Source organism: Actinosynnema sp. NPDC049800 (genome assembly GCF_040656635.1).
Classification (GTDB): Bacteria; Actinomycetota; Actinomycetes; order Mycobacteriales; family Pseudonocardiaceae; genus Actinosynnema.
On sequence record NZ_JBFAMT010000023.1, the window covers coordinates 14,527 to 33,264 of the forward strand.

Here is an 18,738-nt window from a genome sequence, read left to right on the forward strand (position 1 = left end):
TCCCCTTCGCTCGTCCCACTGCAGGATGTCGTTCGAATGGCGGTCGGTGTTAGGAATCCCTTGCTCTACCTTGGTTCCAGGGGCGCATCGGCGGCAGCGGTCCGCCGACGCGGTTCGCATCGGCGCGAGGGGGCGTCATGCGGTGGAGAGAACGCCGGACCGGAGTTCACGTCACGGCAGCGCTGGTCCTGGTCATGGCGACCACCGCGAGCACCGCCGCGGAGCGGCAGCCCGCCTGGCGTGATGCGGCCGTTCCGCTGGAGCAGCGGGTGACGATCCTGCTCTCGCAACTGACGTTGGACGAGCAGGCGCGGCTGCTGCTCGGGGTGACGACGCCGGCCGGTGAGCACGCGGTCGGGTACGTGCCGGGCGTGGCGCGCCTCGGCATCCCGCCGCTGCGGCTCACCGACGGCCCGGCGGGCGTCCGCGACGGCCTGCCCGCCACCGCGATGCCCGCGCCCGTGTCGCTGGCCGCCACGTTCGACCGCGCGGTGGCCGCGGAGGCGGGCGGGTTGGTCGGCCGCGAGGTCAAGGCGCGCGGCTACCAGGTGCTGTACTCGCCGATGGTCAACATCGTCCGGGTGCCCCGGGGCGGGCGGAACTTCGAGACCTACGGCGAGGACCCGCACCTGGCGGGGCAGCTGGCCGCGAGCTACGTCGCGGGCGTGCAGGGGCAGCGGGTCGCCGCGCAGGTCAAGCACGTCGCGGCGAACAACCAGGAGGAGGGCAGGCTCTGGCTGTCGTCCGGTGTGGACGACCGGACGCTGCGGGAGGTCTACCTGCCGGCGTTCGAGACGGCCGTGCGGCAGGGCGGCGTGTGGTCGGCGATGTGCGCTTACAACCGGGTCGACGGCTCGTGGGCGTGCGAGAGCTTCCCGCTGCTCAACGACGTGATGCGGGACCGGTGGGGCTTCGACGGCGCGGTCGGTTCGGACTACCCGGCCACGCACTCCGGGGTGACGTCCGCGTTGGCGGGTCTGGACCAGGAGTTCGGCGGCTCGACGCACTACGCGGGCCTCGCGGACGCCGTGCGCTCCGGCGCCCTGGCGCGTCCGGCGTTCGAGGACAACGTGCGGCGGGTGCTGCGGCTGATGATGCGCACCGGTCTGCTCGACGGCGACCCGCGCCCGGTGGTGGACCCGGCCGCGCACGCGGCGGTCGCGCGCCGGCAGGCCGCGGCGGGCATGGTGCTGCTGCGCAACGACCGCTCACTGCTGCCGTTGACCGCCAAGAGCGTCGCCGTGTCCGGGTGGTACGCCGGCTTCGCGCACACCGGGGGCAAGGGCAGCTCGTACGTGACGCCGTACCCCGAGCACACCGTGACGCCACTGGACGGTCTGCGCGCACGGGTCGGCGCGGGCCTGACGTACACACCGGGGGCGCGCCCGTCGCCGTTCGCCGTGCCGCCGGAGTCGTTGTCGGACCTGCGCGCCGACTACTACGCCAACCGCGACCTCGCCGGCCCGCCGGTGGCGTCCACCGCGCCCGCATCGATCGGCTTCGACTGGGCGGGCGGGCCGCCCGCGCCGAACGTGCCCGCGGACCACTGGTCGGCCCGCTTCACGGCGACCCTGTCGGTGCCCGCGACCGGCGCCTACGACCTCGCGGTCACCAGCGACGACGGCAGCAGGCTCTACCTCGACGGCACCCTCGTCGTGGACAACTGGGGCGATCACCCCACGCGGACCAGGTCGACGCGGATCCCGCTGCGGGCAGGCGACCGGCACCAGGTCCGGGTCGAGTACTACGAGGCGGCGGGTGACGCCGGGCTGCGCTTCGGCTGGTACCCGCCCGCCGAAGCCGATCCGGAGCTGCGGCGGGCGGTCGAGGCCGCACGGGCCGCCGACGTCGCCGTGGTGGTGGTCGGCGACGACAGCACCGAGGGCGCCGACCGGCCGTCGATCGACCTGCCCGGCAACCAGGACGCGCTGGTCTCGGCGATCACGGCGGCCAACGCGAACACCGTGGTGGTGCTGGAGACCGGCGGGCCGGTGACCATGCCGTGGCTGCCGGCCGCGCACAGCGTGCTGCAGGCCTGGTACCCGGGTGAGCAGGGCGGGCACGCGGTGGCGGACGTGCTGTTCGGCGCGGCGGAGCCCGGCGGGCGGCTGCCGGTGACGTTCCCGACCAGTCTGGACGCGACGCCGATCGCCTCGCCCGCGCAGTACCCCGGTGAGGGCGGTGTCGTGCACTACGCGGAACGGCTCCGGGTGGGCTACCGGTGGTACGACGCCACCGGGACGACGCCGCTGTTCCCGTTCGGGCACGGCCTGTCCTACACGACGTTCCGCTACGCGAACCTGGCCGTGACGCCGACCGCCGGGCAGGCGGTCACGGTGTCGTTCGACGTGACCAACACGGGCGGACGGGCGGGCTCGGCCGTGCCGCAGGTGTACGTGGGCTACCCGGACGCGGCCGGTGAGCCGCCGCGGCAGTTGCGCGGGTTCACCAAGGTCGCCCTGGCCGCCGGCGCCACCACCAGGGTGTCGGTCGACCTCGACCGGCGGTCGTTCGCGGTCTGGGACGAGGCCGAGCGGTCGTTCCGGGTGCCGTCGGGGACGTTCGCGGTCACGGTGGGCGCGTCGTCCCGGGACGCCCGGCTCACCGGGACCGTGACCCGGCAGGCCGAGCGGATCCCCGAGGGCGCCACCGGCCAGGTGGTGCACGCGGGCTCGTGCCTGGACGTGGCCGATGCGAACGACGCCCCCGGCACGCCCGTCCAGCTGTGGGCGTGCAACGGCACGGCCGCGCAGCGGTGGACGGTGACGCCGGAGGGCGCGATGCGGGCGATGGGCCGGTGCCTGGCGCCCGCCGGTGACGCCGTCGTGCTGGCCGACTGCGCCGGTCAGCGCTGGGCGGTGGCGGACGGCGGGCCGCTCAGGTCCGGTGACCGGTGCCTCGACTCGTCCACCGGCGCGCTGCGGCTCGCGCCGTGCACGGGTGGCGTGGCGCAGACCTGGCAGCCGCCGCGACCGGCCGACCGGGTGACCGGGATCGCCGGCCAGTGCGTCGACGTGGACGGCGGCAGCACGGTGAGCGGGACGGTCGTCTGGCTGTTCCGGTGCAACGGCACGGGCGCCCAGGACTGGAAGCTCGACGCGGACGGGTCGGTGCGCGCGCTGGGCAAGTGCCTCGACGTGGCCGACGGGGTGCCCCACGCCGGCGCGCCGGTGCAGCTGTGGGACTGCAACGGCACCGGCGCGCAAACGTGGGTGCTGCCCCGTCGCTGAGGTCGTGCCGCGCGGGCCTGATGTCGAATTCATTCGACGGATTCGTCGAACGGCGGACGATGCCCGCGTCGAATGATTTCGACTTCCGGTGACGATTCCGAATTGGTCGGGGATGTCGCCTGAGTCGATTCCCGTCGAAACCCTTGCGTCACCCATCCGTTACCGCCAACATCATGGCGAGGCAGCGCCGGAACACGCCGCCGCGCCCGGTCACACGGTCGTGGCGGTGCGGGTGCGCCGGGCGGCGACCGGCGCACCCGCATTCCCCACCGCGGCCGGCTCCACCGCCCGCGCGCGTTTCGGTTCCCACCCCTCCCGCTGCCGCACGCGATTACGAGGAGCGTCATGGCCGATATGCGAGACAAGCTGAGAAAAATCCGTTGGCGGGTTGGCCTGCTGGCCACCGGAATGGCCTCGGTGCTCGCGAGCGTGGGTGTTGTCGCGGTGACCGACGCCCAGGCGGCGGCGGGCTGCCGGGTCGCGTACTCGGTGCCGAGCCAGTGGCAGGGCGGCTTCAACGGCAACGTCGACATCACCAACCTGGGCGACCCGATCACCGGCGGGTGGCGGCTCACGTGGGCGTTCCCGTCCGGCCAGACGGTCACCCAGGCGTGGAACGCCACCGTGACGGCGTCCGGCGGCCAGGTCACCGCGACCAACGTCGGCTACAACGCCAACATCGCGACCGGCGGCTCGGTGTCGTTCGGCTTCAACGGCACGTGGACGGGCAGCAACACGGCGCCGTCGTCGTTCGCGCTCAACGGCGTGACCTGCACCGGTAGCACGACCACCACCAGCACCACGACGAGCACGACCACCACGACCACGACGAACCCGCCGGCGGGCGACGCCATGGCGCGGGTCGCGGAGATGCAGCCCGGCTGGAACCTGGGCAACTCGCTCGACGCCACCGGCGCCGACGAGACGTCGTGGGGCAACCCGCGCATCACCGAGGCGCTGCTGGACAACGTCCGGGCGCAGGGCTTCAAGAGCATCCGCATCCCGGTCACCTGGAGCGCCCACCAGGGCGGCGCGCCGGGCTACACGATCGAGGCGGCCTACCTGGCGCGCGTGAAGGAGGTCGTGAACTGGGCGTTGGCGGACGGCTTCTACGTCATGATCAACATTCACCACGACTCGTGGCAGTGGATCAACGCCATGCCGACGGACCGCACGAACGTGCTGGCCCGCTACAACGCGGCGTGGACGCAGATCGCGGCCGCGTTCCGGGACGCCTCGCCGAAGCTGATGCTGGAGAGCGTCAACGAGCCGCAGTTCGCCAACAGCTCGGGTGACGCGCAGAACGCGCAGCTGCTCAACGAGCTGAACACGTCGTTCCACCGGATCGTGCGCGGCTCGGGCGGCAACAACACCACCCGCCTGCTCGTCCTGCCGACCCTGCACACGTCGTCGGAGCAGGCTCGGGTGGACGAGCTGGTGGCCACGTTCAACTCGCTCGACGACCCGAACCTGATCGCGACGTTCCACTTCTACGGCTACTGGCCGTTCAGCGTGAACGTGGCGGGCGGCACGAAGTTCGACGCCACCGTGCAGAAGGACCTGACCGACTCGTTCGACCGCGTGGCCAACGCGTTCGTGGCGCGCGGCATCCCGGTCATCCTGGGCGAGTACGGCCTGCTGGGCTTCGACCGGCACACCGGCACCGTCCAGCAGGGCGAGAAGCTGAAGTTCTTCGAGTTCCTCGGCCACTACGCCCGCACGAAGAAGATCACCACCATGCTGTGGGACAACGGCCAGCACTTCGGCCGCACCTCGTTCGCGTGGAGCGACCCGGAGCTGATCGCGCAGATCAAGTCGAGCTGGACGACCCGGTCCGGCACGGCGTCGTCGGACCAGGTGTTCAGCGCCAAGGCCTCGGCGGTGAGCGACAAGACGCTGACGCTCAACCTGAACGGCACGTCGTTCGTCGGGCTGCGCCACGGCACCACCGACCTGGTGCGCGGCACCGACTACACGGTCAGCGGCGACCAGCTGACCATCAAGGCGGCGTTGATCACCCGGTTGAGCGGGTCGCGGGCGTACGGCACGAACGCGACGCTGTCGGCCCGGTTCTCGGCGGGCGTGCCGTGGCGGATCAACCTGGTCACCTACGACACTCCGGTGCTGTCGAACGCGACCGGGACGACAAGCGCGTTCTCGATCCCGTCCCAGTTCCGCGGCGACCAGTTGGCCACGATGGAGGCCAAGTACGCGGACGGCAGCAACGCCGGCCCGCACAACTGGACCTCGTACAAGGAGTTCGACGTCACGTTCGCGCCGAACTACACCGCGAACACCACGACGTTGAAGCCCGAGTTCTTCGCCGAGGTCACGGACGGCTCGCGGGTCACGCTGACGTTCCACTACTGGAGCGGCGCCAAGGTGACGTACTACGTCACCAAGTCCGGCACGTCGGTCACGGGCACCACCGCCTGACCGCACGCGCACGTCACCACGCCGGCGGCCCGGAGCACCCCTCGCTCCGGGCCGCCGGTCCGCGTAGTCGTACTCATGCGCGGCGCCCGGCGGTCGGCGAGACTGGCCGCGTGATCGACGTCGAGCAGCGCAGACGGCCCGGGGTGGCGTTCGCGGGTTTCCTGGTGCCGTTCGCGCTCCAGGTCGCGGTGGTGGCCGCGTACCGATCGTGGTACTTCGCGGACCTGGGTTGGCGCGGTGGCGAGTACGCGTACGCGTTCATCGGGGTGGCGATCGGCTCGATCGTGCTGGGCTGCGCGGCCAAGTTCTTCCGGCCGCCCTGGAACTCGGTGGGTACCGGCCTGGTGCTCGCGGGCGTGCTCGGCTTCGTGGTCGTCGCGGTGGTGTTCGCGGCGATCATCGTCGCCTGGGGTCTGGCCGCGTAGCGCTGGTGTCAGACCCGTGTCAGGCCCGTGTCAGCGCCGTGTCCGGCCCCTCGGTGATCGTGGTCGCCACAGCCACCACGAGAGGAAAACCGATGAGTCGAACGGTTCCCATCCCGCACGGCCTGCCGATGGAGCGCGATGCGGGCCCCTTCGACCCGCCCAGCCGGATCACCGAGCTGCGCGAGGCCCACCCGGTCAGCCCGCTGCTGTTCCCCGACGGTCACGAGGGCTGGCTCGTCACCGGCTACGACGAGGTCCGCCGGCTCATGGCCGACACCCGCTTCAGCTCGCGCCAGGACCTCGGCGTCATGCACGTGCCGTACGAGACCCCCGGCATCCCCGCGGCCACCGAGCCGTCGCCGCAGCTGCCGGGCCTGTTCATCAGCATGGACCCGCCGGATCACACCCGGCTGCGGCGGCTGCTCACCGGCGCCTTCACCGTCAAGCGGATGAAGCAGCTCGAAGAGCGCATCGCCGACATCGTCGAGCGGCAGCTGGACGAGCTGGCGAGCCTCGCGCCGCCGGTCGACCTGGTCGAGGCGTTCGCGCTGCCGGTGCCGTCGCTGGTGATCTGCGAGCTGCTCGGCGTGCCCTACGAGGACCGGGCCGCCTTCCAGGTCAACTCGGCCAAGTTCCTGGAGAAGGACGTGGTGCTCGAGGAGAAGATGGCCGCGTTCGGCGCGATGAACGCGTTCCTGACCGAGCTGGTCACGCGCAAGCGCGCCGAGCCGGACGAGGACCTGCTGTCCGACCTCGCCCGCAACGACGACCTCGCGATCGAGGAGCTGACCGGCATCGCGTTCCTGCTGCTGCTCGCGGGCCACGAGACCACCGCCAACATGCTGTCGCTCGGCACGTTCGCGCTGCTGGAGAACCCCGGGCAGCTGACGGCCCTGCGCGAGGACCCGGAGCTGCTGCCCGGCGCGGTCGAGGAGCTCATGCGCTACCTGTCCGTCGCCGACATCTTCTACCGCTACGCGACGGAGGACATCGAGCTCGGCGGTGAGACGATCACCAAGGGCTCGACCGTCGTCGTCTCGCTGCTGGCCGCCAACCACGACCCGCGGCGCTTCGACGACCCCGACGCGCTGGACGTCCGCCGGCAGGCGCGCGGCCACCTGTCGTTCGGGCACGGCATCCACCAGTGCCTCGGCCAGCAGCTGGCCCGCATCGAGCTGCGCGCCGGTTTCGGCGCCCTGCTGCGCCGCTTCCCGACGCTGGCACTCGCCGTCCCGGCCGACGAGGTGAAGCTCAAGACCGACATGAACATCTACGGCGTGCACGAGCTGCCGGTCACGTGGACGGAGACGGCCCGGTAGGGCGGTCGCCCTCGACCACCGCGAGGACCTCCCGGCAGCGCGCTCGGTTCCGCCGCTTGGCCGAGCCCGGCCAGGCGGCGGTGCGGTGGAACGCGAACGGCTCGTCCACCGCCCGCGCGCGGGCCCCGCGGATCACCGAAGGCCGCACGAGGACCGCACCGGTGAAGAAGACTTCCGGGCGACCGGTCGGCATGCTCGGTGCCGGAGCACCGCGCCGTCCGACAGGAGCCGCCCGTGACGGAGGACCGGGCCGTGCGGTCGGGGCAGCGGTGGGTGCTGGCGCTCGCCTCCGTCGGCTCCTTCATGGTGGTGCTCGACCTGCTGGTCGTCACCACCGCGCTCACCGCGATCCGGCGTGACCTGGGCGCGTCCATGGCGGACCTGGAGTGGACCGTCAACGCCTACACGCTGAGCTTCGCCGTCCTGCTGATGACCGGCGCGGCGCTCGGCGACCGGTTCGGCCGCCGGCGGCTGTTCGCGGGCGGGCTCGGGTTGTTCTCGCTGGCCTCGGTCGCCTGCGCGCTCGCGCCGTCCGCCGGGGCGCTGATCGCCGCGCGCACCGTCCAAGGCGTCGGCGCGGCCGTCGTCATGCCGCTCGCGCTCGGCCTGCTCAACGCCACCTTCCCGCCGCGGCGCCGCGGGTGGGCGCTCGGCGTCTACGGCGGCGTCACGGGCCTGGCCGCGCTGCTCGGCCCGCTCATCGGCGGCGTGCTCACCCGCGGCCTGGACTGGGAGTGGATCTTCTGGCTCAACGTGCCGCTCGGCCTCGTGGCCATCCCCCTGGTGCTGACCCGCGTGCCGGAGAGCTTCGGCGCGCGCGTCGCGCTCGACCTGCCCGGCCTGCTGCTGTTCAGCGTCGCCGCGGTGGGCCTGGTCTGGGGCCTGGTCCGGGCGCAGGCCGCGGGCTGGGGCAGCGTCGAGGTGGTCGGCGCGATGGTGGTCGGCGTGGTCGTCGCCGGGCTCTTCGTGCGGTGGCAGACCCGTGCGGCCACACCGATGCTGCCCGTGCGCCTCTTCCGGTCGCGCGCGTTCGCCGCGGGCAACGTCGTCATCTTCCTCCTCAACGGCTCGCTGACCGGCGCGATCTTCCTGCTCGCCCAGCACCTCCAGGTCGGGCTCGGCCACGACCCGCTGGAGGCGGGGTTGCGCCTGCTCCCGTGGGGCCTCGGTCCGTTCCTGGTGGCGCCGCGCGCCGGCGCTCTCGCCGACCGGCTCGGCGAACGCCCGCTCGTCCTGGCCGGGCTGATCGCGCAGTCGCTCGGCTTGGCGTGGCTGGCCCTCGTGTCGACCGGCGGTTCGCCCTACCTGTCCCTGGTCGGCCCCATGACGCTGATCGGCACCGGCTACGCCCTGGCCGTCCCGGCGGTGACCAAGGCGGTCGTCGGCGCGGGCGCGTCCGGTGACGTCGGCAAGGCGTCCGGCGCGTTCAGCACCATGAGGCAACTGGGCGCGGCGTTCGGCGTCGCCATCCTGGCCGCCGTCTTCAGCGCCTCGGGCACCTACGACTCGGCGGCGTCGTTCACCGACGGCTTCCGGGCGGCCATCGCCGTCGCCGCGGGCCTGACCCTGCTGGGCGTCGTCTTCGGCGTCATGCTCCCGAAGCCCGCCCGCAAGCACGCCGACGCGGCGACCACCGGCGGCTAGACCCCGTTCGACGGCGCTGGTCATGAACCGTTTCAGTCGCTGCCGACCACGCTAGCCAGGCCGGGAAAACGCGTCAAGACACGGCTGCCCGAGTCCGCCTCGCGACTACGACCCGGAAGAGCGCACGGCCTGCTGATACGTTTCAGACCGTTGCGCGCACCCCGGTCGCGTGTGTACGGTCCCCATCCAGGCCGCTACGCAGAGTCGCGGCCGTACGTGAGATCGTCGCCGCCGCACGTGGTCGACCGGTTCGGTCGCCGCGTGTCCTTTCCACGCCATAACAACGGAGTTATCGCACATGTGGAGGTAGCGTGCGCGCAAAGACCATCGGTCGCGGACTGGCCGCGGTCGTGCTCGTGGCGACGTCGGTGTCGACGTCGGCCGCGGTGTCCGCCCCGGCCGCGACATCGGCGCCGGGCGCGGGGATCGGGCAGGGAGAACGGCTGAACCGGGGTGTCGTCAGCGTCCACACCGGAACCGGCAACTACGTCAACTGGCGGGTGTTGGCGAGCGACGCGCCGGGCACCGCCTTCAACCTCTACCGCGACGGGGTGAAGGTGAACGCGGCCCCGATCTCGGGGTCGTCCAACCACGTCGACCGGGGCGCCCCGGCGGACGCCGACTACGTCGTCCGACCGGTCGTCGACGGTGTCGAACAGGTCTCCGCGGCCGCCGCCGGGGAGTCGCTGCGGTTCACCGCGACGTCCGGCGACGTCGGCATCGCGGCGAGCACGCGTGACGTGCCGCTGCAGATCCCGGCGGGCGGCCGGACGCCGTCGGGCGAGAACTACACCTACACCGCGAACGACGCGAGCGTCGGCGACCTCGACGGCGACGGCCAGTACGAGATCGTGCTGAAGTGGGAGCCGACCAACGCCAAGGACAACTCGCAGTCCGGCTACACGGGCAACGTCCTCATCGACGCCTACCGGCTCGACGGCGCCCGGCTGTGGCGGATCGACCTGGGCCGCAACATCCGCGCCGGCGCGCACTACACGCAGTTCCAGGTGTTCGACTACGACGGGGACGGCCGGGCCGAGGTCGTCATGAAGACCGCCGACGGCACCCGTTCGGGCACCGGCCAGGTGATCGGCAACGCGAGCGCGGACCACCGCAACTCCTCCGGCTACATCCTGGCCGGGCCGGAGTTCCTGTCGGTGTTCCGCGGCAGCGACGGCGCGGTGCTCGCCAGCGCGGACTACGTGCCGCCGCGCGGGAACGTGGCCAGTTGGGGCGATTCCTACGGCAACCGGGTCGACCGGTTCCTCGCGGGCACGGCGTACGTGGACGGCTCGCGGCCGAGCATCATCATGGCCCGCGGCTACTACACCCGGTCCGTGATCTCCGCGTGGGACTGGCGCAACGGGCAGCTGACCCGGCGGTGGACGTTCGACAGCAACAGCTCCACCAACGGCTCGGCGTGGGCGGGTCAGGGCAACCACAACCTGTCGGTCGCCGACGTCGACGCGGACGGCCGTGACGAGATCATCTACGGCGCGATGACCGTGGACGACAACGGCGCGGGCCTCTACACCACGCGGCTCGGGCACGGCGACGCGCTGCACGTGAGCGACTTCGTGCCGAGCCGGGCGGGGCTGGAGGTGTTCGACATCCACGAGGGCGGCGGCACCGGGCTCGACCTGCACGACGCGCGCACCGGCGCGATCATCTTCTCGAAGCCGAACAACACCGGCGCCGAGGGTCCCGGTCGCGGTGTGGCCGCGGACATCTACGCGGGCAACGCCGGCGCGGAGTTCTGGGCGACCGGCGGCGGCGCGCCGTCGAACCTGCTCAACGCCTCGGGCAACAGCGTCGGCCGGATCCCGTCGTCGGCGAACTTCGTGATCTGGTGGGACGGCGACGCGCAGCGCGAGCTGCTCGACGGCACCCACATCGACAAGTACGGCACGGGCGGCGACACGCGGCTGCTGACCGGGTCGGGCGTGTCGTCCAACAACGGCACCAAGTCCACGCCCGCGCTGTCGGCCGACATCCTCGGCGACTGGCGCGAGGAGGTCGTCTGGCGCACGTCGGACAACACGAAGCTGCGCATCTACTCGACCACGGACCCGACGAGCATCTCGCGGCCGTCGCTGATGCAGGACCGGCAGTACCGGGTCGCGGTCGCCTGGCAGAACACCGCCTACAACCAGCCGCCGCACCCGAGCTTCCGGATCGGCTGAGGCGTCACGGTTCCCGGGCCCGGCGGTCGTTCGGCCACCGCCGGGCCCGGGAGTCGGCGTGCGGCCGGGACCACCGCACTGGTAGAACGTCGCCATGAGCCACCGGTTCGTCGCCCGCGCGGTCGGCGTGGAGATCGACCCCGACGGGTACTTCATCGAGGCCGGTGTCGCGGAGGGTCCGGACGGCAGCGGCTTCGTCCTCCTGTTCATGTGCGACGGTGGGGAGCCCGACGACCAGGACGTGTCGCTCGGGCTCGACACCCACTGCCTGGTCACGGCCGACCAGGGCACCGCGTACGGCTGCGTGCGGGAGGCGGTGCTGACCGACGACGTGCTCCGGGTGTCGCTCGACCCCTCGGCGCTCGACGCGCTGGGCCTGGAGGACGCCGAGATCGAGGCGGTCCTCGACGCGCCGGCCGAGGACATCGCCCGGTTCCGCGAGGTGCTCGCCCGGGTCCTGGCCTACGGCCGCGAGGACGCACGGCCGGCGCGCGTCGAGGTCTGACGACCGGGGCTCCCGCACCGGCTCGCGGCGGCACGACCACCGGGCACGGGACCGATATTCGATTGCGCCGCCCGCGCGGGTCCGGTGAGGATCGGTCGATGACCGAGGACGGCGAGGCACTGCCCGAGCGGGCGTTCGGCTGGTCGGACATGTGGGCCGAACCCGGGGCCGACCCGCGCGAGGCCGGTGGGCCGTACGCCGGCGAGCGCCAGACCCTCGTGCGGTACCTGCGCGACCGGCGGTTGACGTTGGAGCTCAAGTGCGCCGGGCTGGGCGCGGAGGGCTTGGCGCGGCGTTCGGTGCCGCCGTCGGACATGTCGTTGCTCGGGCTCGTGCGGCACCTGGCGGAGGTCGAGCAGTACTGGTTCCGGCGGGTGATGGCCGGTGAGGACGTCACGCCGCACTACACGTCCGCGACCGTCGCGTTCGGGGAGGCCACGGCCGATCCCGAGGTGGTCGCCGACGCGTGGGCCACCTGGCGGGCCGAGGTCGCCTTCGCCGAGCGGTTCGTGGCCGAAGCCCCGGACCTGGACGTCGTGGGCGACAACGACGGCACCCCGATCCCGTTGCGCGAGGTCCTGATCCACCTGATCGAGGAGTACGCCCGGCACAACGGCCACGCCGACCTCCTCCGCGAGCGGATCGACGGCCGGGTCGGTCAGTAGGGACTCAGCGGGCCGTGGCGACGTAGCGGTGTCCGGCGCGTGCGGTGAAGGTGATGGTGTCGCCGTCCGCGCGTGACGGCACCTCGCGGCCGGTGCCGGCGTCCACCAGCCGGTAGCCGTCGCCGAACAGGGCGCCGCGCGCCGTGACGGGCCCGTCCCGGCCGGTGGTCAGCGCGATCTCCCGGGCCAGGCCGTCGGACCAGCGCACGTCGACCGTGACGTCACCGCGGGCCCGCAGGCCCGTGCAGGAGCCGTCGCGCCACTCCCCCGGCAGGGCCGGCAGCACGTGCACCACGCCGTCCTGGCTCTGCAGCAGCATTTCCGCGATCCCGGCCGTGGCGCCGAAGTTGCCGTCGATCTGGAACGGCGGGTGGGTGTCCCAGAGGTTCGCCGTGGTGCTGCCGATCAGCTGCTCGGCCAGCATCGCGTGCGCGTGGTCGCCGTCGAGGAGCCGCGCCCAGAAGTTGATCTTCCAGGCCTTGCTCCACCCGGTGCCGCCGTCGCCGCGCGCGGTCAACGAGGTCCGTGCGGCGGCGGCGAGTTCCGGGGTCGTGAGAGGGCTGATCCCGTTGCCGGGGAACAGCGCGAACAGGTGCGACACGTGCCGGTGGGTGTCGGCGGGGTCGTCCCAGTCCTGCTTCCACTCCTGCAACTGGCCCCAGGAGCCGATCCGCGTGCCGGGGTCGAGCCGGTCGAGCGCCTTGCGCACCTCGGCCCCGAACGCGGTGTCGCCCACGTCGTCGGCGGTGGCGGCGACGTTGGCGAACAGCTGCCGGACGATCTGCTGCGACATCGCCGCGCCCGCGGAGAAGTCGCCGTGCTCGGGCGAGTAGCTGGGCGTGACGACGAGCGTGCCGTCGCGCGGGTCCACCTCCAGCCCGTCGAGCCAGAACTGGGCGAGCCCCTTCAGCACCGGGTACGCCCGTTCACGCAGGAACCGGCGGTCACCGGTGAACAGGTAGTGCTCGTAGTAGTGCTGCGCCAGCCACGCGCCCGCTTCGGGGAACCAGAACGCGGTCGCCCAGTCGTGCACGCCCGTGAAGCCGAATGGGTTGGTCTCGTTGTTGACGACCCAGCCGCGGTTGCCGTGCACCTGCCGGGCCGTGACGGCGCCCGGTTCGCGCAGCCCGTCCACGAAGTCGAACAGCGGCCCGGTGGTCTCGGCGAGGTTCGTGGTCTCGGCGGGCCAGTAGTTCATCTGCAGGTTGATGTTCACGTGGTAGTCGGCGCTCCACGGCGGCGTCACCGAGTTGTTCCACACGCCCTGCAGGTTCGCGGGCAGGGAGCCGGGCCGTGACGAGGAGATCAGCAGGTAGCGGCCGTACTGGAAGTAGAGGGCTTCCAGCGCGCGCCGGGCCGGGGCGGGCGCGGTGGGGTAACCGCGCAGGAGTTCGTCGGTCGGGACGTCGACCGGCTGCTGCCCGAGGTCGAGGCGCACGCGGTCGAACAGCGCGCGGTAGTCGCGCAGGTGGGCGTCGAGGAGCCGGCGCCAGCCCTTCGCCGAGGCGGCGTCGACGGTCCGCCGGACGCGGTCGTGCGGGTCCGGGCCCCGGTAGGTCGGGTAGTCCTCGGCGTAGTCGGTGCCCGCGGCGAACACCAGCACCGCGCTGTCGGCGTCGGCCACGGTGAGCGAGCCGTCGGCGTTGTCGGTGCGGGTTCCCCCACGGTGGAGCAGCTGGAGCTGCGACTCGAAGCGCAGGCCGTTGTCGTGCAGGGCGCCGGTGAAGGTGGCCCGGCCGCCGTTCGCCGTCATCCGCTTCGAGCGGTTGTCCGGCGCGGTGATCGAGGCGGTGAACCCGATCCGGCCGGGCCGGTCGGCCGAGAGCCGGGCGACGATCACGCCGTCGGCCGCGGAGGCGAAGTACTCCCGGGTGTACCGCACGCCGTCCGCCTCGTACGACACCGAGGCGACCGCGCGGGACAGGTCGAGGGCACGCCGGTAGTCGGCGACCTCGGCGGGCGGGTCGGTGAGCGCCAGGGCGAGCTCGCCGAACGGCTGGTACGCGCCGAAGCCGCGCCGCCTCAGGCCCAACGCCGCCGCGACGGTGTCCGGCGAGACCCGGTGGTCGCGCTCGATCAGCTCCCGGACGCCGCCGAGCGCGTCCGGTCGCGGGCCGGTCCAGTTGCCGAAGTCGTAGCCCTCCGCGGAGCCGGGGCCGCCGGTCCACAACGTCTTCTCGTTGAGCTGGACCCGCTCCGTCGCCACGGTGCCGAACACACCGCCGCCGAGCGCGCCGCTGCCGATGGGCAACGACTCGCGCTCCCAGTCGGCGGCGGGCTCGTCGTACCAGAGCGTGAGCGCCCGCTGGTCCACCCCGGCCACCGCCTCATCCTTATCGGGGTCGGCGACGCCGAAGGCCAGACCCGCGACGACGACCGCTGCCACACTGCTGCGTGCCCGTTTCCTGCGTCCTCCACGACCGCCGTCGGCACCCGTGGGCGGCGGTCGCGGTGTGGTGGCGACGATAACAAGACATCCGAGCTGTCGGAAACCCTCCAGCCAGACAAGTCTCGACATACCGTAGTGGATGCGGAACATTACTACGCGCGGTGACGACCAGCCGAGTCGCCAACGGCGAGACATCGGAGGGCTCTCCGTCCGGCTATGACCAGCCATGCCGCGGACGGCCGCACCGAACGTGCCCCTAACCGGTGGATTGACCCGGCGGCCCGGGGGAAGCCCAGGGGGAGGCCGAGTCGGAGGAGCCGGGCCGTGGACGGTGAGATCGGGCTGCGCGTGGACGGGCGGCGCAGGCGGTTGCGCGTGGACACCAGGACGACGTTGCTGGACGCGTTGCGCGACGGCCTCGGGGCGACCGCGCCCAAGAAGGGCTGCGACCACGGCCAGTGCGGCGCGTGCACCGTGCTGCTGGACGGCCGCCGCGTGATCACCTGCCTGACGCTCGCGGTCGCGCACGACGGGGCGGAGGTCACCACGGCCGAAGGGCTCGCGGACGGCGAGCGGCTGCACCCGGTGCAGGAGGCGTTCGTCGAGCGGGACGCGCTGCAGTGCGGCTTCTGCACCCCGGGGCAGGTGTGCTCGGCGATCGGGGTGCTGGACGAGGTGGCGGCCGGCCACCCGAGCGCGGTCACCGAGGACCTGACCGGGCCGGTGGAGCTGACCGACGACGAGATCCGCGAGCGGATGAGCGGGAACCTCTGCCGGTGCGGCGCGTACGTGAACATCGTGGACGCGGTGCGGGACGGTGCGCGGTGAGGCCGTTCGACTACCGACGCGCGCCCGACGCGGAGGGCGCGGTCGCCGCCGCGACCGGGTGGGCCGAGGTCGCGTTCCTCGCCGGCGGGACCAACCTCGTCGACCACCTGAAGCTCGGCCTCGCCGCGCCCGACGTCCTGGTCGACATCAGCGGGCTGCCGCTGGACGCGGTGGACGAGCTGCCCGACGGCGGGCTGCGGATCGGCGCGACCGTGCGCAACGCCGACCTGGCCGCGCACCCGGTGGTCCGGCGGGACTACCCGCTGCTGGCGCGGGCGCTGCTGTCGGGCGCGTCCGGGCAGATCCGGAACCTGGCCACGACCGGCGGGAACCTGCTCCAGCGGACCCGGTGCGTGTACTTCCGGGACCCGACCACGCCGTGCAACAAGCGCGAGCCGGGCACGGGGTGCTCGGCGATCGGCGGCTACACGCGGCACCACGCCATCCTGGGGGCGTCCGCGCACTGCGTGGCCACGCACCCGTCGGACCTGGCGGTGGCGATGGCGGCGCTCGACGCGCAGGTGACCGTGCTCGGCACGGCGGGACGGCGGGTGGTCCCGCTGGTCGAGCTGCACCGGCTGCCCGGCGACGAGCCGCACCGCGACACCGTGCTGGCGCCGTCGGACCTGATCACGTCGGTCGACCTGCCGCCGTTGCCGCCGGGCGCGCGGACGCTGTACCGGAAGGTGCGCGACCGGGCGTCGTTCGCGTTCGCGCTGGTGTCCGTCGCGGCCGTGCTGCGGGTCGAGGACGGCGTGGTGCGCGACGTGCGGATCGGGCTCGGGGGTGTGGCGCACAAGCCGTGGCGGGCCCGGCGGGCGGAGGACGTGCTGCTCGGCTCGCCGGCCGACGAGGAGGTGTTCCGGCGGGCGGTCGACGCGGAGCTCGCGGGCGCGGCGCCGTTGCCGGGCAACGGTTTCAAGGTGCCGCTGACCCGCAACCTCGTGGTGTCCGCGCTGCGCGAGCTGAGCCGGGAGGAACGGTGACGGGCCTGCTGCGCACCCGCGCGCTCGGCCGGTCGCCGCGTCGGGTGGACGAGCCGGCCAAGGTGACCGGCACCGCGCGGTACGCGGGCGACCAGCACGTGGTGGACCCCGCGTACGCGCACCTGGTGCAGGCCGAGGTCGCCCGCGGTGTGCTGACCGGGGTGGACGTCGCCGCGGCACGGGCCGTGGACGGTGTGCTGGCCGTGCTGACGCCGGACGGCGCACCGCGCCTGGCGTCCACGGACGACGCCGAGCTGGCCGCGTTCCAGTCGCACGAGGTGGCGTTCCGCGGTCAGGTCGTCGCGGCGGTGATCGCGCGGACCCGGGAAATCGCGCGGGAGGCGGCGGCGCTCGTCCGCGTCCGGATCGACGAGCAGCGGCACGACGTGCGGCTGAGCGCCGACCGCGACGACCTGTACGCGCCGGAGCGGGTGAACACCGGCGCGGCGACCGACACCGCGTCGGGCGACGTCGCGACGGCCCTCGCCCACTCGCCGTTCACGCTGGACCAGACCTACACCACGGCCTGGTACAACAACAGTCCGATGGAGCCGCACACCACCACGGCCCTGTGGCTGGACGGCGACCTGGTCCTGTACGAGTCCACGCAGGGCGTGCACACCACGCGTGCGGCGATGGCGGAGGTCTTCGGGCTCGAACCCGGGCGGGTGCACGTGATCGCGCCGCACGTCGGCGGCGGCTTCGGGTCCAAGGGCACGCCGCACGTCCACACGGTCGTCGCCGCGATGGCCGCGCGGGAGCTGCCCGGCACGCCGGTCAAGCTCGCGCTCACCCGCCCGCAGCTGTTCTCCCTCGCCGGCTACCGGACGCCCACCATCCAGCGGGTCCGGCTGGGTTGCGACGCGGACGGGCGGCTGGCCGCGATCGCGGTCGACGCCGTCTCCCAGACCTCCCGGATCAAGGAGTTCGTCGAGCAGACCGCCGTGCCCAGCCGGATGATGTACGCCGCGCCGAACCGCGCCACCACCCACCGGGTGGCCGCGTTGGACGTCCCGGTGCCGTCGTGGATGCGCGCGCCCGGCGAGTGCCCCGGCATGTTCGGGCCCGAGGTGGCGGTGGACGAGCTGGCGAACGCCTGCGGCGTCGACCCGGTGGAGTTCCGCGTCCGCAACGAGCCGGCGGTGGAACCGGAGTCGGGCAAGCCGTTCTCCAGCCGCAACCTGGTCGCCTGCCTGCGCGAGGGCGCCCGGCGGTTCGGCTGGGAGCACCGCGACCCGACGCCGCGCGCCCGTGCGGAGTCGGGGTGGTTGATCGGCACGGGGGTCGCGGCCTCGACCTACCCGGTGAACCGGACGCCGGGCTCGGCCGCCACGATCCGCTGCACGGGCCCGCGGCGCTACCTGGTCCGGATCGGCGCGGCCGACCTCGGCACCGGCACGTGGACGTCCCTGGCGCAGATCGCGGCCGACGCGCTGGGCGTCGACTTCGCCGACGTGGACCTGCGGATCGGCGAGACGGCGTCGCCCAAGGCGTCGGTGGCCGGCGGCTCCTCCGGCATCACGTCCTGGGGCTCGACCGTGGTCGCGGCGGCCGAGGCGTTCCGCGCGGAGTTCGGCGACGACCCGGCCGAAGGTGCCGAGGCGGGCGCTGAGATGCCCGAGGACGACGCGGGCGAGACGTACGCGATGCACGCGTTCGGCGCGCAGTTCGCCGAGGTGCGGGTGCACGTCGACACCGGCGAGGTCCGGGTGCCCAGGCTGCTCGGCGTGTTCGCGGTGGGCCGGGTGGTCAACCCGCGGCTGGCCCGGTCGCAGCTCGTCGGCGGCATGACCATGGGCCTGTCCATGGCGCTGCACGAGCGCGGCGTGCCGGACCCGCGGTTCGGGCACGTGGTCAACCACGACCTCGCCGAGTACCACATCGCCACCAACGCCGACGTGCCGCACGTGGAGGCCCACTGGGTCGAGGAGCACGACCCGCGCACCAACCCCATGGGCGCCAAGGGCGTCGGCGAGATCGGCATCGTCGGCACCGCCGCCGCCATCGCGAACGCGGCGCACCACGCGACCGGCGTCCGCGTCCGCGTCCGCGACCTGCCGTTGACGCTCGACCACTTCCTCTGACGTCCGAACGGTGACGAGTTGGTCCGTTCGGGTCTCGCCCGCCA

Annotated in this window: 12 protein-coding genes; 11 read left to right on the plus strand and 1 reads right to left on the minus strand. The window is 73.0% G+C overall.

Annotated elements, in window-relative coordinates; genetic code table 11:
- Positions 1–137: 137 nt before the first annotated feature.
- The 8 genes from AB0I91_RS24595 (at position 138) to AB0I91_RS24630 (ending at position 12,407) form a co-directional block, all read left to right on the plus strand.
- Complete coding sequence (locus AB0I91_RS24595) at positions 138–3,230, plus strand: glycoside hydrolase family 3 C-terminal domain-containing protein (protein WP_499639018.1); 3,093 nt, start codon at positions 138–140, stop codon at positions 3,228–3,230.
- A gap of 345 nt (positions 3,231–3,575) precedes the next feature.
- The gene (locus AB0I91_RS24600; protein WP_499639020.1) at positions 3,576–5,666 is read left to right on the plus strand and encodes a cellulase family glycosylhydrolase; all 2,091 of its coding nucleotides are present in this window, start codon (positions 3,576–3,578) and stop codon (positions 5,664–5,666) included.
- A 110-nt stretch (positions 5,667–5,776) separates the two neighbouring features.
- The gene (locus AB0I91_RS24605; RefSeq protein WP_498778496.1) at positions 5,777–6,091 is read left to right on the plus strand and encodes a hypothetical protein; all 315 of its coding nucleotides are present in this window, start codon (positions 5,777–5,779) and stop codon (positions 6,089–6,091) included.
- A 92-nt stretch (positions 6,092–6,183) separates the two neighbouring features.
- Entirely contained in the window at positions 6,184–7,410 is a 1,227-nt protein-coding gene (locus AB0I91_RS24610) for a cytochrome P450 (RefSeq protein ID WP_498778497.1), read from the plus strand.
- Positions 7,411–7,644: 234 nt separating this feature from the next.
- Positions 7,645–9,054: an MFS transporter gene (locus AB0I91_RS24615; protein WP_499639022.1), complete on the plus strand. Its 1,410-nt coding sequence runs from the start codon at positions 7,645–7,647 to the stop codon at positions 9,052–9,054.
- Positions 9,055–9,365: 311 nt separating this feature from the next.
- Complete coding sequence (locus tag AB0I91_RS24620) at positions 9,366–11,237, plus strand: rhamnogalacturonan lyase (RefSeq protein ID WP_498778500.1); 1,872 nt, start codon at positions 9,366–9,368, stop codon at positions 11,235–11,237.
- Between the two features lie 94 nt (positions 11,238–11,331).
- On the plus strand, positions 11,332–11,742 hold the full coding sequence (locus AB0I91_RS24625) for an Imm10 family immunity protein (protein ID WP_498778501.1): 411 nt from the start codon (positions 11,332–11,334) through the stop codon (positions 11,740–11,742).
- A gap of 98 nt (positions 11,743–11,840) precedes the next feature.
- Positions 11,841–12,407 (plus strand): DinB family protein, encoded by a 567-nt coding sequence (locus tag AB0I91_RS24630; RefSeq protein ID WP_498778502.1) that lies wholly within the window; start codon positions 11,841–11,843, stop codon positions 12,405–12,407.
- 4 nt (positions 12,408–12,411) lie between these two features.
- Here AB0I91_RS24630 and AB0I91_RS24635 read toward each other — a convergent pair whose 3' ends face one another.
- Positions 12,412–14,793, minus strand: coding sequence for a glycoside hydrolase family 95 protein (locus AB0I91_RS24635; RefSeq protein ID WP_499639024.1), 2,382 nt, complete (start codon positions 14,791–14,793; stop codon positions 12,412–12,414).
- Positions 14,794–15,120: 327 nt separating this feature from the next.
- Here AB0I91_RS24635 and AB0I91_RS24640 point away from each other — a divergent pair, with 327 nt between their 5' ends.
- From AB0I91_RS24640 to AB0I91_RS24650, 3 genes are read left to right on the plus strand one after another with little or no spacing between them, the layout of a single operon-like run.
- The gene (locus tag AB0I91_RS24640; protein WP_498778504.1) at positions 15,121–15,624 is read left to right on the plus strand and encodes a 2Fe-2S iron-sulfur cluster-binding protein; all 504 of its coding nucleotides are present in this window, start codon (positions 15,121–15,123) and stop codon (positions 15,622–15,624) included.
- Complete coding sequence (locus AB0I91_RS24645) at positions 15,621–16,610, plus strand: FAD binding domain-containing protein (RefSeq protein WP_499639026.1); 990 nt, start codon at positions 15,621–15,623, stop codon at positions 16,608–16,610. The genes AB0I91_RS24640 and AB0I91_RS24645 overlap by 4 nt, the downstream gene beginning before the upstream one ends.
- On the plus strand, positions 16,607–18,694 hold the full coding sequence (locus tag AB0I91_RS24650; protein WP_499639027.1) for a xanthine dehydrogenase family protein molybdopterin-binding subunit: 2,088 nt from the start codon (positions 16,607–16,609) through the stop codon (positions 18,692–18,694). Before AB0I91_RS24645 ends, AB0I91_RS24650 begins: the two co-directional genes overlap by 4 nt.
- Positions 18,695–18,738 lie beyond the last annotated feature (44 nt).